Source organism: Pseudomonadales bacterium, assembly GCA_024234435.1.
Classification (GTDB): Bacteria; Pseudomonadota; Gammaproteobacteria; order Pseudomonadales; family Porticoccaceae; genus JACKOF01.
Genome location: JACKOF010000001.1, coordinates 2,070,196 through 2,084,052, shown reverse-complemented (window position 1 = coordinate 2,084,052; position 13,857 = coordinate 2,070,196). Strand labels below are relative to the sequence as shown.

The window sequence follows — 13,857 nt, the reverse complement described above, 5'->3', positions numbered from 1 at the left end:
CCTCTTAAGGAAGAATCTGTATTTGTTCGATGTATTTGTCCGCTTTGCGGAAGTGAAACATGGCGCGATTGCCGCTCCAGGTTTTCAGTTCGTCAATGGGCTTTGGGGCACCGAGTGCATTAATGAATACGGTGCTGGCGTCATAATTATAGGTAACCGGTTCGCAACCATTGCACTCCAGTAACTTTGCGGTCACGGTGCCACTCAGATCATCGGTATTGGCTGTAACACTAATACGGGCTTCTTCAACCGTATGATGAAGCTCTATCGTCGGGCCAAGGGCGTTAATAGCAGAGGAGGTGAACAACACCAGCGTCGCTAATAAGGTTGTTATTGTCGATCTCAGTGTAAACATTGGTTCCTCCTGTATGAGCTATCTGCTCAATCCTTCGTATAAAAATTTGCGTACCTACCTATTCCGTAAAAATGTTCAGTTACCGCGTGCCGCTTACTGCATCGGGGTTTGGCGCTTCTACGAGAAAGGTTTGACTAGAGGAGATTCCCGTGTTCGGTAACTCCACGTCGAAAGTAAAAGGAAATAGCAGTGGATCGGTTGCAGCGCCACCCATTCCCATTCCATCAGTTTGTGTAAACAGGTTATTCTCATTTTCTTCTGGACAGTCATAGGTTACTGAAAAGTTTGACTTGGTGCCGTCATCGTTTTCTACCTCAGGGGTTTCAAAAGCGGTTTGAACACAGGACCTTGCCAGTTCAGCCAGCTCATCCAGCAAGAGGGGATCATCCCTGAAAAGTACAAACTGCGATCGCAGCCCACTGTGTGCCAGATTAAAAACATTGATACGAATCTGACTGTTTCTGGCCATATTGGATTGCAAACCGATATCGGTAGTAGTGGCCACGGCAATGATAGTCAAAATGGTCAGCATCACCAGACTGACAATCAGTACAGCACCGCGCTGCGTTTTCATCCGCATTCCGGATCTGTAAACAGGTTGGGAGCTCTCAGGTATAGGTTCAAATTTTTTCATTACTCGGTACCTGCTGTGTTGTAAAGAACGTTGTAAGCAGCCGTTGTGGTTCGATAAACCTCTCTTGAATGCTTGTCGGTAAAGGTTTGTTCGGGTGCGTCAAGTAACACAAACTTGCGGGTGGCTGTATCGTTATTTCCATTTTCAAGGCCGTTGTTGACCAGTAATGAGAGGCGTACTGTGCTCACCACAGACCACAATCTGGCGCTATTCGGGTCACCATGTATCGTGTCGGCACCCACATAGCGTGTGATTTCCCTGTCTGGCGAAGTAGGTGAAACAGGCAAGCCGTACAGAATCTGCATATTCTCTATACCACTGACGAGTGGTTGAGCGACACTGATCCAGTCGTCAGCGTCAATGTTGTATCCACGGCAATACAACGACATCACGTTATTGTTGGTGTCGTCCGGACCAAGGAAATAAACATTGGCAATTTGTTCATTTATGCCAACAGTAGCGCCTGTGCAATCCTGATCATTTTCTGGATTCGTCATAATGGCGATGCGGTCACTAAAAGCCGCACCGCCATCGTCAGTACAGGGAGAAAAATCCGCGTCTTTGCAATTACCATCGTAAAAGGGTTTGTTTATTGCACCGTTATCCTGTACTCCGTAGCCTGCCATACGGAGGTCTCGTGCCAGAAATTCAATGGCGAAACGACCGTTCTCCTGGATACGAGAGAGATCATCAGTAGTACGCTCAAGATTTCGCGAGGCCAGCATCATTTCCAGTGCCCCGGCAGTAAGAAACAAACCGAGTACCATGGCGATAAGCAGCTCGACCAGCGATAAACCCTGCTGTTTAAAGTTAGGCAAGTTCATGGCGTAAATACCTGCAGGAACTGTTGTGTTTTCAGTGCATCATCTAGATCTTCGATGTTTTCTTCATCATCTGCGACTGCTTTTGATTGCCATTGCAGATTAACAGTCATCTCCGAGGTTTCGAGGCAGGGGGCATCTGCGCAGCTGATTTGCAGATTGGGGCTGATGAACTGTGCCTGGTTCTGATCTGAGTTCGGGTTGGGACAAACTGTCTCCCAAATGTCGAAGGCGGCCATTTCACTTGCGGTGCAGACAACGGCGGGGTTGCCTTCCGTATCCGCACAATAGTTGTCAGGGGCGTCGTCGTCACAGGGGTTGCCGTCGTAATCGTAATCACCCGCAGCTCGGGCGGCGGGATTTGCCCTGATACGGTCGATTAACTCCTGGGTTACCCAGACAGCGCGGCTGCGCTGGGATGAGTCAAAGTTTTCTTTCACGGCCTGGTACTGAAGAGAGGCAATTCCCTGCAAGCCGATACTGAAAACCAACAGAGCGATTAACACCTCCATCAAGGTTATGCCGGCCTGAAATTTTCTTGTCTTCATCATCCGATTGTCTCTCATGGGCAGTCGCCAGCGGGTGCGACAGAAATTCTGCCAACCACGTTAATGGATATCAGGTTGCCTTCCGAACGCGCATCGCACAGTCGGAATGTTGCGGGGTTTACATCATCCCTGAGCAGGCCTTCATTTGAGAAGCTGGTATGTTCCCCGGCGTTGCTGACGAGAGTGATGCCATCCATTGCAAAATTGATATTCTTTATCAATGCGTCTGTGCCTGCTGCGTAGTTTGTATTGCCTGCAGGTTCCTCATCTGTATACATGTGAATACCTTCAGCCCAGTTCGCGGCATCGCCTTCCATTCCAGCACGTACGGTTATAACCGATTGCTGGCTCACTGCTTCACTGCGAGCCAGTTTCAATGCGCTGGCCAGGCTTCGGGTGGCGGTATCCAAACGGCTATCGCGAATCCATTCCACATAGCTGGGTACACCAATGCTAAGCAGTACAGCAAGCACTACCAGCGTTACCATCAGCTCGATAAGTGTGAATCCTTTTTGGTACGTAGCTTGCAGCATAGTCCCCATGCTCTCGTTTCAGGCCATACCTTTGTAGTCAACGACGGCATAGCTTTTTCTGTCATAGGCCAATAAGTACACCATGGTCTATATAGAGGGCAAAGTTTTTCTGACCAGTGGAGTTTTTCAGCGGGTGGGTGGCAGTTATCGCGACATTTTTATAAAAATGCCTTTCAGCAATCGGGCTCTTTGTGTACGCGGATTCTGCCTGTTCTGGCCAGTACGATGGCGAAATCATAACCTTTGCCGGGTTTCTTGTGGCAAAAATGCAGCGTTCCGTTCAGTGCGCTGGTGAGTCCTTCCGAGGTAAATTGCAGGTAGTTCTTGCGGCGAAACGAGCGCCAGTCAAGGGTGCCTGCATCATTGCCCAGATCAATTTTCTTCAGTAGCTGGTCTGTCAGATCGAGTATGCCGTCACTGTTGAAGTCGAGAAAAATAATGATCTGCGAGCCCCAGTCGCGTTCGCATTGATTGAGTCCCGGACAGAGGGTGACGGTTGTCTGCCGGTTGATGCCTTGCACCCGGGCGTAGTTGATGCTGTGGAGCAGGGTATATTCAAGTGTTGTGACCCGGTTTCGTGTCACCCAGTCGACGAGTGAGGGAATACCTATGGCGATTAGAATGCCCACAAGGGCAAAGGTGGACAGAAGCTCCACCAGGGTAAATCCTTTTACCTGTTTCATGGCGCAAATCCTTTGCATATGCTGAATTTTAGTGATCTTCCATTGATCACTGATAGCTAATGTAGCAAAGAATTGGAGTGATTGCCTGTTGTGTGTTCGCGCTGGAGAAAATTGGCGAACAGTGTCAGTCCATGCCCAGTTTTTTCAGTTTGTAGCGCATTTGCCGAAAGCTCAACCCCAATTTTTCGGCGGCGGCAGTGCGATTCCAGCGGGTGCTTTCCAGTGCTTTTTCAATAATGCTGCGTTCTATTTCAGCGAGGTAGTCATCAATGTTTTCAATACCTTCCGGGTCAGCGAGGTTTGGTGAGGTAAAGCCCGTTAATGACTCTTTGGTGGCACGATTGTTATCAAGCAAGAGGTCTTCTGCAGTAATTTCTTCTCCATCACAGAGCGTGAAAGCCCGCTCAAGAATATTTTCCAGTTCTCTGACGTTCCCAGGGAAATGGTAGGATTTAAGCGCATTTATGGCTGTTTTGTGGATGTTCGGGGCTTTCTCTCCTGTCTCCGAACAAAGGTTCTGGAGGAGGTGCTTGACCAGCAGTTCGATATCGTCCGGGCGTTCCCGCAACGGCGGAACGGGTAACTCGATGACATTGATTCTGTAGAACAAATCCTGACGGAACCGGTTGCTGGTCACTTCATCATGCAGGTTTTTGTGGGTGGCGCTGAGTAGGCGAATATCCACCGGAATCTCTTCTTCTGAACCAACGGGTCGAACGGATTGCTCCTGAATGGCTCTCAAGAGCTTGACTTGCATGGCGAGTGGCAGATCTGCAACCTCGTCAAGGAACAACGTGCCGCCATTAGCGGCCTGGAACAGCCCCTGTTTTTCCTGGTGTGCACCGGTAAAACTACCTTTTTTGTGGCCGAAAAACTCACTTTCCATTAATTCGGAAGGAATGGCGCCACAGTTAACCGGTACAAAAGGGCCGTTGCTTCTGGGGCCAAGATAGTGAATTGATCTGGCTACTAGCTCCTTGCCACTGCCGGATTCGCCATTGATAAAGATAGGTGCCTGGCTGCGGGCTACTCGCTGAATTTTTCTCTGTAGATCCTGCATGGCCTGAGAGTTTCCAATCAGGCCTGTGCTCTCGTTTGTACACGCCAGGAGCTCCTGCTCCTTGGATAAATCCAGTGCGGTTTGTACCATGTTGCGCAGACGCATGAGCTCAAGGGGCTTTGAGACAAAATCAAAGGCGCCTTTCTTGAGTGCATCAACCGCGATCTCCATATTGCCGTGTGCAGTGATGACGGCAACAGGCATTTCGGGGCAGTGAAGCTGGATATGTTCCACCAGCTCCAGGCCGTCGCCATCGGGCAGTTTCATGTCTGTGAGGCAGAGGTCAAAACGGTTGGCCGCAAGCTGCTTTTTTGCTTTGTTAATACCCGCTGAAGTAGTGACGCTTAAGCCCATTTGCTCAAGTGTCATACTGAGCAGTTCTCGAATGTCCGGTTCGTCATCAATGACAAGTGCTGTTTTACTCATTCTCTATCTACTCTGGGTAGCAAGCGGTCGGGATGTGGAAACTCTATTCTGAATATGGCGCCCCCTTCAGGAGCGTTATGGTAACTCAGTGTGGCGTAGTTTACCCTGCAGAGTTCGCGGGCGAGGTATAACCCGAGTCCCGAGCCTTCATGGCGGGTAGTGAAAAAAGGCTCGAACAGGTGATCCAGGTCGCTATCCTGTACGCCAGGGCCCTGATCGACCACATCCAGATAGGGCAGGTCGGAGTCTTCATTGATGCGGATGGCAAACTGAACCTGACGGATACCGGTTTCTTTCTCACTGAAACGTAGCCCGTTGTCGACCAGGTTATTCAGGATTTGATTCAGGTGAGAGAGGTCGAACGAGATCAGAACCTCCTGACCCGGCGTTAAAATCTCAATATTGCCAGCCATATGGTGATTTTCAAGATAGTCTTCCCGAAAGCCCTTTAACCACGGGCCAAGGGAGATTTTTTGCAGCTCCGGTGGTTTCTGCTGAGAGAGCTGCATCACATTTTCCACAATCTGGTTCACGCGAGAGCTGTGTCGATGAATAATATCCACCAGCTTCTGATGTTTTTGTTCGGTGTCGCTCTCCTGCAATAATTGAGAGGCGTGACTGATGGCACCCAACGGGTTGCGAATTTCATGTGCGATACTGCCTGTTAAACGGCCCAGTGAGGAGAGTTTGAGCTGCTGCGCATGTTGGGCTAGCACTCTGGAGTCTTCCAGAAAAATCAGTGTCTGCTGATCCTGGCTGGTAGTGCCTTCCAGCGAGGTAAAGTTTGCTTGTATATCAGCGGGGGAGCCATCTACCTGAAACGTTGGGGTTCTCAGCCACGGATAAGCACGCCAGCGCTGCAGCTGATCGAACAGGGGTTTTATTATGCGGATGGTCTGTCCCCTGTTGAGCGGGCGACCAAGTTTTTGTCCGCCCAGGAGCTGAATGGCTGCACCGTTTATTAGACGGATTCGGTCATCGGCGGAAACCACAATGATACCGGTGTTCATCCGTTTGATGATATTTTCATTGAGCTGTTGTAGCTGTTCGGCCTGAGAGGTTTGTATCTCTGCTATAGATTGAGCCTGTTGAGCGCGCTTGGTCAGAATCTGGAAAATCAGTGCGGTGATAAACAGCAATATGCCCAGTAGCCCGGCTTGCAGTAATTGGCTTGATGTCTGGTCGAAACGAAACACTGGAGCAATATTGACTGTTAAGACCACCAGGCTTGCCATTGCTGCAATCAATAGCGCCAACTGACCTTTTACAAAAATGCTGCCAGCCGCGACTACTACCAGCAAAAGCAGAGACAGGCCGCTTGCCAGCCCGCCGCTGGCGTGGGTAATCAGGGTGATTGCAGTAATATCGATGAGCAGCGTCAAAAATAATGTCGGTGTATTGGCTCGATAATCCAGAATTTTGAACAGCAGTAGAAACAGGCTTGTTACAATCAGGTAGCTGAGAGATGTGATTGCGTACAGTTGCGGACTGACTGTTCCCAGCATGTCTTTTGCCCAGCCAAGGCTGTAGATTCCAAACAGCAGTGCTGAAAGTATGACCCGATAGCTGGCGTATACCCGTAACAGGTTGTCAGGAGGTGGGGCAATCAGTGATGAGTGAGAGGAAGCCTGCATTTAGCAGCCTGCACGGGTTTCCGCGGCCGGTGTCGCAGGGCTCTGGTTATAGCGAGCTTTGATCATAAATAGTGGGTATGGGTAAGCGTTTGTGCTGGGTCCTTAAATAGATGTTGATGATTTTTTTGGCAACATCGTCCGCTACCGGCTTCCCTTCGAGAAAATCGTCCAGCTGATCATAACTGACTCCCAATGCATCTTCGTCGGGTTTCTGGGGTGAATGGCACTCCAGATCAGCTGTTGGCGTTTTGTTGATAATCGTTTCCGGTGCACCAAGATATGCGGCCAGCCGACGTACCTGACGTTTGCTCAGGCCAAATAGCGGTGCGAGGTCACAAGCCCCATCCCCCCACTTGGTAAAGAAGCCCGTAATGTTTTCCGCTGAGTGATCAGTGCCCAGTACCAGCCCACCTAATAGGCCAGCAATTTCGTATTGTGCCACCATTCTGGCGCGCGCCTTGACATTGCCCTTGGCGTAATCGATCGCATAATGAGCATCGGGTAGCAGATTGACGTTTTCGAGCGCTTTGAGGGCTTCGGAATGAATACCGTCAGTTCCGGGTTGCACATTGACGACGGTATGGATGCCGGGTTGAATGAAATTCAGAGAGGCCTGAGCATCATCTTCATCGGCTTGCACAGAGTAAGGCAGGCGAACGGCCACAAAACGGTAGGCTTCTGTTTTCTGCTCATGGTTGAGTTCGTTGACTGCCAGTTGGGCGAGTCGGCCACAGGTACAGGAATCGATACCTCCGCTGATACCCAGAACCAAAGAATGGCTCCCTGAATTCAGAAGCGTCTGCTTGATGAAGTCGGTTCTGCGACGGGCTTCGAATGCCGGATCTATGGTTGGTAATACCCGCATTTCCCTGATGATGTCAGCCTGTCTGGCGTCCGCGTGTTTCATAGTCTTTTCAGTTTGCCCAATAACAAAAGTTTAAATTGGTGTCGGTCCCATTAATTGAATAGCCCGAAGGTCATCCAGTGGAACCAGGATTTCTTGTTTGGATTGTTTTTCTCGCTGGTGTCTTCTGTTCCCTGGAAGGCGCTGTTATAAATGTGGCGGCTGTCGTACCCCGGTGGTTCAGTACTGTCATAAAAGCCGAACGTCACTTTGTTCAGCCAGGTGCGCTGTTCACCGCTAACGTCTGTGCGATATTGGAAATTACCGTTTTTATCCAGTGCGGGGTGGTCGGGATAATTGCTTGCAAGGGTTTGAGCCGCATCGCTTGACAGGTCTTTTAGGCCCAGTAAATAGTAGGCTTGGGCCATAACTGCCAGGCCATCAGGAACAGCCGGTGTCATTTGGAAATTCTCAACCACATAACGGCCCCTGTTGGCCGCAGCGAGGTAGGAGCCGCGAACAAAGTAATAATTGGCGACATGAATTTCCTGGCGTGCCAGCCAGTTACGCAGATGGACCATGCGCTTGCGGGCATCTGGCGCGTAGGGACTCTCCGGGTATTTCGCCAGTAGTTCGCTGAATGCTGCAAAAGAGCTGCGCGCTGCGCCGGGGTCTCGCTTGGTATCATCCGTTGGCAGTAGCTGGCTAAAAAAGCCCTTATCTTGTGCGTAGTGAGACAGCCCCTTCAGGTAATAAGCATAGTCCACATTAGGGTGTTGCGGGTGGAGCCGAATAAAACGGTCGGCAGCGGCAATGGCAGCTTCATGATCGGATAACTTATAGTGGACGTAGATCAGCTCCAGTTGAGCCTGGTCTGCGTAATCCCCGAACGGGAATTGCGCTTCCAGCGCTTCAAGATTTTGAACGGCGTCACTCCAGTTGCGGGCGCTGAGGTTTTTCTGGATGACGTTGTAAAAGTCTTTTTCAGTGTAGCCTTCTGTCTCAGGAGTTTTTTCTTCTCCATCACCAAAACCCAGCCAGGAGCAGCCGGTCATGAACAATGACGTGCTTAACAGCAAAACGGTAATAAATCGCATTTGTTGATTTGACCTTCTTTCGTGATAGAGCGTCTGTATAAAAAGAACTGTTGTCGATGGGCGCAATGCCTGTAAGAATCGCTATTTAACCACAGCAATAGAACGAAGCAAAACTCCATGAGCGGCGATATACAAACTATAGAAGCGGAAATGACGGTTTCCGAGGCGTTGGCCGGAAGTCGACTGGACCAGATTGCCGCACAATTATTCCCCGAATACTCCCGTTCAAGAATCCAGCAGTGGATAAAACAGGGTGACTTGCGTGTAAACGGTGAGCGAAAGAAATCGAAAGAGAAACTGTTTGGGGGCGAGCTGTTAACGCTGAATGCGGAGCTGGCAGCCGAAGGAGAATGGAACCCTGAACCGCTGGCTCTGGATATTACCTATGAAGACGATACCTTGCTGGTAATTAACAAACCGGCAGGGCTGGTGGTTCATCCTGCGGCAGGAAATCGGCAGGGAACTCTGCTGAATGGCTTGTTAAGTCATCATCCGCAACTTGAAAATGTGCCTCGTGCAGGTATTGTTCATCGGCTGGATAAGGACACCACAGGCTTGATGGTGGTTGCCAAGACCCTTGCTGCCCACCACTCGTTGATTAAACAGCTGCAGGCACGCACCGTCAGCCGGGAATATCAGGCCGTTTGCTACGGTGTCATGACCGGTGGAGGCACAGTGGAGGCTGATATCGGTCGTCACCCCAAAGCGCGCACTAAAATGGCGGTAGTGGGCAAGGGGGGGAAACCGGCGATCACACATTACCGTGTGATGCAGCGGTATCGGGATTTCAGTCATATCAGAGTGAAACTGGAAACCGGGCGCACACACCAGATTCGCGTGCATATGGCGCATATCGGTTATCCACTTGTCGGTGATTCTGTGTATGCCGGCCGGTTGAAAATACCCAAAGCTGCCAGCGAATCGCTGGTGGAAATGTTGCGAGGATTCCCCCGGCAGGCATTGCATGCTGCCGAGCTGGGACTGATACACCCGGATACAGAAGATTATATGTGCTGGCAAGCACCGCTGCCTGCCGATTTTGAAACGTTACTGTCAGTATTGCAGCGGGAGAATTTGGCATAAGCATAAACTGTCGACAACGGTGGTGAGATCATGAGTACGAACATTATATTTCCCGACTGGCCTGCCCCCCCTTCCGTTCAGGCCGTCATTACAACCCGGATCGGTGGTGTCAGTGAGTGCCCTTATTACAGCTTTAATCTGGCAACACATGTGGGTGATAGTGAGGCGTGTGTACAGAGAAATCGACGGCTGTTGTCTGAAAGGCTTGCGCTTCCCGCTGAACCGCAATGGTTAAATCAAACCCATGGTATACGGATTGTTCCTGCGCAAAACGATGGCGTTGTGCGGGATGCAGATGGTAGCTACAGTCAGCATCCGAATCAGATATGCCTGGTGCAAACTGCCGATTGTCTGCCCATTCTGTTGTGCAATCAGGAAGGCTCCGAGGTTGCAGCATTGCATGCAGGCTGGCGTGGGCTGGCTGCAGGTATTGTCAGTGAAGGTGTTCAGCGGTTTAGCTCTGCCAAGCTGTTGGCGTATCTTGGTCCGGCTATTAGCCAGTCAAACTTCGAAGTGGGTGTTGATGTGGTTAGGGCTTTCACTGAGCAAGCCGGTAACTGGGAAAGCAGGCAAGAGATCATCAACTGTTTTCAGCAGAAGGGTCCCCAGCACTGGCTGGCTGATTTGTACGCCTTGGCCAGGCTGGCCTTGAAGGCAGCTGGCGTTCGGCTGGTTTATGGTGGTAACTATTGCACCTACAGTGACAGTGAACATTTCTTCTCTTTTCGCAGGGATGGCGAAACAGGCCGCATCGCCAGCCTTATATGGGTGGAGTGATGCAGGCTCAAGCCTTGATTCTGGCAGCGGTGTAACAGTTGCTTGATGTACATCAATTCATTGAATGCTATTTGAAGCGCCTTCATTCTGCGGCTTGAAAACCGCTGGTTTCATCCCAATCTCATGGTTATCAGACCGCGACATAAACGTTAAAGATACATCATGAGGTTGATATGAGATTTGATCGATTAACCAGTCATTTACAAAGCGCCATGGCCGATGCACAGTCGATGGCTGTTGGGCGTGACCACAATGCTATTGAGCCGACACATCTGCTGGCGGCAATGCTTAATCAGGAGGGTGGCTCAGTGCGGCCTATGCTTGAGCAGGCCGGGTTTAATATGGCCGGATTGCAGCAGGATTTGCAACATCAGATACAACTGTTACCTGTTGTGCAATCGCCCACGGGCGAAGTGAACTTGTCCCAAAATCTGGGCCGCCTGTTTAATCTGGCTGACAAGCAGGCACAACAGCAGGGTGATCAGTATATTTCCAGTGAATCCCTGCTGCTGGCCATGCTTGATGATAGTGGCGACGTGGGGAAAACACTTCGAAAGCATGGCGACAAAGCTCGTCTGCAGAAAGTGGTTGAACAGGTGCGAGGAGGAGAAAAAGTGACAGATCCAGAGGCAGAAGGCAGCCGTCAAGCATTGGAAAAATACACCATTGACCTGACTGAGCGCGCAGAGCAGGGCAAACTGGACCCGGTAATTGGTCGTGATGATGAAATTCGCCGCACCATTCAAGTGTTGCAGCGCCGGACTAAAAATAACCCGGTTCTGATTGGTGAACCGGGAGTGGGTAAGACTGCTATTCTGGAAGGAATGGCACAGCGCATTATCAATGGCGAAGTGCCTGAGGGTCTGAAAGATAAACGGGTACTTTCCCTCGATTTGGGTGCGCTATTGGCCGGGGCAAAGTTTCGTGGCGATTTTGAAGAGCGCTTGAAAGCCGTTCTCAACGAGTTGAGTAAGCAGGAGGGTCGTATCATTCTGTTTATTGATGAGCTGCATACCATGGTGGGTGCCGGTAAGGCAGAAGGTGCCATGGATGCCGGCAATATGCTTAAACCCGCGTTGGCGCGAGGTGAATTGCATTGTGTCGGTGCGACCACGCTTAACGAATATCGGCAGTATATTGAAAAAGATGCAGCGCTTGAGCGGCGCTTCCAGAAAGTGCTGGTAGACGAGCCCTCAGAGGAAGATACCATTGCCATTCTGCGTGGCTTGAAAGAGCGCTATGAAGTCCACCATGGTGTTGATATCACTGATTCGGCAATTGTGGCTGCTGCACGGCTCTCCCAGCGTTACATTACTGATCGACAATTGCCGGATAAGGCGATTGACCTGATTGACGAAGCTGCCAGCCGCATTCGTATGGAAATTGACTCCAAGCCGGAGCAAATGGACAAGCTGGAACGGCGTCTGATTCAACTGAAAATTGAACGTGAAGCGATCAAGAAAGATGATGATGAAGCTTCCAAAAAACGCTTGGAAAAAATTGAACAAAGCATTGCTTCTGTCGAAAAAGAGTACGCTGATCTGGAAGAAATCTGGAAGGCCGAGAAAGCAGCTATGCAGGGTTCCACCCAGATCAAAAGTGATCTGGAGCAAGCCAAACTCGAGATGGATGCAGCCAGGCGTTCATCCAATCTGGAGAAAATGTCCGAGTTGCAATATGGCACCATTCCCGAGTTGGAAAGGCAGTTGGCTGCGGCCGAAGAACTGGGAACCAGCGAGACACAGCTGCTGCGCAACAAAGTAACCGAGGAAGAAATCGCTGAAATCGTTTCCAAGTGGACCGGGATTCCGGTTTCCAAAATGCTGGAAGGTGAGCGCGAGAAGTTACTGCACATGGAAGACATGTTGCATAAACGGGTTATTGGTCAGCACGAAGCAGTTGTTGCTGTGTCTAACGCGGTGCGTCGCTCCCGGGCGGGGCTCTCTGATCCCAACCGGCCAAATGGTTCATTTCTGTTTCTCGGGCCAACCGGTGTTGGTAAAACCGAACTTTGCAAGGCGCTGGCTGAATTCCTGTTCGACAGCGAAGATGCCATGGTGCGGATTGATATGTCCGAGTTTATGGAGAAGCACTCGGTGGCCCGGCTGGTGGGTGCCCCCCCCGGCTATGTGGGCTATGAAGAGGGGGGCTATCTGACCGAAGCTGTGCGCCGTCGTCCCTATTCCGTATTGTTGCTGGATGAGGTTGAAAAGGCACACCCCGATGTATTCAATATTCTGTTGCAGGTGCTCGATGATGGTCGCTTGACCGATGGCCAGGGGCGCACTGTCGATTTTCGCAATACAGTGGTGGTGATGACCTCCAATCTCGGTTCTGACCGTATTCAGGAGCTGGTAGAGGATCGCAGTTACGACTCCATCAGTTTTGATGGCAGCGAGGCTGCGGATGATTCCATTCAGAATGAAAACCGCTATCAGGCCATGAAAGAGGTGGTGATGTCTGTGGTTGCACAACATTTCAGACCTGAGTTTATTAACCGAATTGATGAGAGCGTTGTGTTCCACCCCCTGGGGCAACAACAGATCAGGGGTATTGCTGATATTCAACTGGGCTTGCTGGCAAAACGTTTGACTGAGCGCGACCTGGTACTGGATATTGATGTCGATGTAGTAGACAAGATATGCGAGGCGGGTTTTGACCCGGTCTATGGTGCCCGCCCTTTGAAGCGTGCTGTTCAGCAGTTGCTGGAAAACCCGCTGGCTCAGGAAGTATTGGCAGGCAAATTTGAACCCGGTGATACTATCCACACAAGGCTGGTTGACGGTGAAGTACAGTTTGCACGCAATTGATGATGGGGCTTGTTTTTACTATCAGGCTTTCGGTAGGGCTTTGATGCCCAGTTTACCACTGGCGGGTAAATGATAGCCCGTAGCTATCATCCCGCTCCGTGGCGCCGATACCATCGTCTGTATACGGCATGATCTGCCAACCAGCTTCCGGGTCGTTGTTCAGGTTTATCCTGAAAGGTCTATTGTCTGCAAACTCCGCTCGTTGTGGCTGATCGCGCCGTACCGTGCTGGCACGAACAAAGCTGGCAGGGCGGATGCTGATTTGTGCAAACCATCCGGGTCTGTCAGCTTTCGAGCTGATACGCCAGCTGTCGATTGTGCTGGCCAGGTTCTTGATGCCCAGATCTTCCGCATTGGAGCCACTTCCGATGAGTAATAACAGTCCCAGGCATGTTCCTGATAAACCATGTTTTAACAGTAAGCGATGATTGGTCTTCATGTTTATCCCCTGCACTTTTTTGCAACGGCCTGCTGTGCGAAGTACTGCAGTGACGGCAGACGGCGAATCAATAAGGGTTAAACATAACCGGACAGGTGTGCCGATATTGTGAA

Annotated in this window: 14 protein-coding genes; 3 read left to right on the top strand and 11 right to left on the bottom strand. The window is 50.6% G+C overall.

Going from position 1 to position 13,857, the window contains the following annotated elements; genetic code table 11:
* Window positions 1-4: 4 nt before the first annotated feature.
* The 10 genes from H7A02_09600 to H7A02_09555 form a co-directional block, all read right to left on the bottom strand.
* Window positions 5-355 (bottom strand): hypothetical protein, encoded by a 351-nt coding sequence (locus H7A02_09600; protein MCP5172508.1) that lies wholly within the window; start codon window positions 353-355, stop codon window positions 5-7.
* 79 nt (window positions 356-434) lie between these two features.
* A complete protein-coding gene (locus H7A02_09595; GenBank protein ID MCP5172507.1) occupies window positions 435-929 on the bottom strand; it encodes a pilus assembly PilX N-terminal domain-containing protein in 495 nt (164 codons plus the stop codon).
* A 59-nt stretch (window positions 930-988) separates the two neighbouring features.
* Complete coding sequence (locus tag H7A02_09590) at window positions 989-1,813, bottom strand: PilW family protein (protein ID MCP5172506.1); 825 nt, start codon at window positions 1,811-1,813, stop codon at window positions 989-991.
* Window positions 1,810-2,376, bottom strand: a complete 567-nt coding sequence (gene pilV / locus H7A02_09585; GenBank protein MCP5172505.1) for a type IV pilus modification protein PilV — start codon at window positions 2,374-2,376, stop codon at window positions 1,810-1,812. Before pilV ends, H7A02_09590 begins: the two co-directional genes overlap by 4 nt.
* Complete coding sequence (locus H7A02_09580; GenBank protein ID MCP5172504.1) at window positions 2,373-2,891, bottom strand: GspH/FimT family pseudopilin; 519 nt, start codon at window positions 2,889-2,891, stop codon at window positions 2,373-2,375. The genes pilV and H7A02_09580 overlap by 4 nt, the downstream gene beginning before the upstream one ends.
* Window positions 2,892-3,064: 173 nt before the next feature.
* On the bottom strand, window positions 3,065-3,574 hold the full coding sequence (locus H7A02_09575; protein ID MCP5172503.1) for a GspH/FimT family pseudopilin: 510 nt from the start codon (window positions 3,572-3,574) through the stop codon (window positions 3,065-3,067).
* Window positions 3,575-3,698: 124 nt separating this feature from the next.
* Window positions 3,699-5,060 (bottom strand): sigma-54-dependent Fis family transcriptional regulator, encoded by a 1,362-nt coding sequence (locus tag H7A02_09570; protein MCP5172502.1) that lies wholly within the window; start codon window positions 5,058-5,060, stop codon window positions 3,699-3,701.
* Window positions 5,057-6,694, bottom strand: coding sequence for a hypothetical protein (locus tag H7A02_09565; protein MCP5172501.1), 1,638 nt, complete (start codon window positions 6,692-6,694; stop codon window positions 5,057-5,059). The genes H7A02_09570 and H7A02_09565 overlap by 4 nt, the downstream gene beginning before the upstream one ends.
* Window positions 6,695-6,740: 46 nt before the next feature.
* Entirely contained in the window at window positions 6,741-7,601 is an 861-nt protein-coding gene (gene nadE, locus H7A02_09560) for an ammonia-dependent NAD(+) synthetase (protein ID MCP5172500.1), read from the bottom strand.
* Between the two features lie 50 nt (window positions 7,602-7,651).
* Window positions 7,652-8,635 (bottom strand): outer membrane protein assembly factor BamD, encoded by a 984-nt coding sequence (locus H7A02_09555; protein MCP5172499.1) that lies wholly within the window; start codon window positions 8,633-8,635, stop codon window positions 7,652-7,654.
* Between the two features lie 117 nt (window positions 8,636-8,752).
* Here H7A02_09555 and rluD point away from each other — a divergent pair, with 117 nt between their 5' ends.
* The 3 genes from rluD to clpB all read left to right on the top strand — a co-directional run bounded on the left by rluD (window position 8,753) and on the right by clpB (window position 13,305).
* A complete protein-coding gene (rluD, locus tag H7A02_09550) occupies window positions 8,753-9,718 on the top strand; it encodes a 23S rRNA pseudouridine(1911/1915/1917) synthase RluD (GenBank protein MCP5172498.1) in 966 nt (321 codons plus the stop codon).
* Between the two features lie 30 nt (window positions 9,719-9,748).
* Window positions 9,749-10,495 carry a peptidoglycan editing factor PgeF gene (gene pgeF / locus H7A02_09545; GenBank protein ID MCP5172497.1) on the top strand — a complete coding sequence of 249 codons (747 nt, stop codon included), beginning with the start codon at window positions 9,749-9,751 and terminating at the stop codon, window positions 10,493-10,495.
* 173 nt (window positions 10,496-10,668) lie between these two features.
* Window positions 10,669-13,305, top strand: a complete 2,637-nt coding sequence (gene clpB, locus H7A02_09540) for an ATP-dependent chaperone ClpB (protein MCP5172496.1) — start codon at window positions 10,669-10,671, stop codon at window positions 13,303-13,305.
* A gap of 52 nt (window positions 13,306-13,357) precedes the next feature.
* On the opposite strand, the gene H7A02_09535 is transcribed toward clpB, so the two are convergent.
* Entirely contained in the window at window positions 13,358-13,744 is a 387-nt protein-coding gene (locus H7A02_09535; protein ID MCP5172495.1) for a hypothetical protein, read from the bottom strand.
* Between the last annotated feature and the right edge of the window lie 113 nt (window positions 13,745-13,857).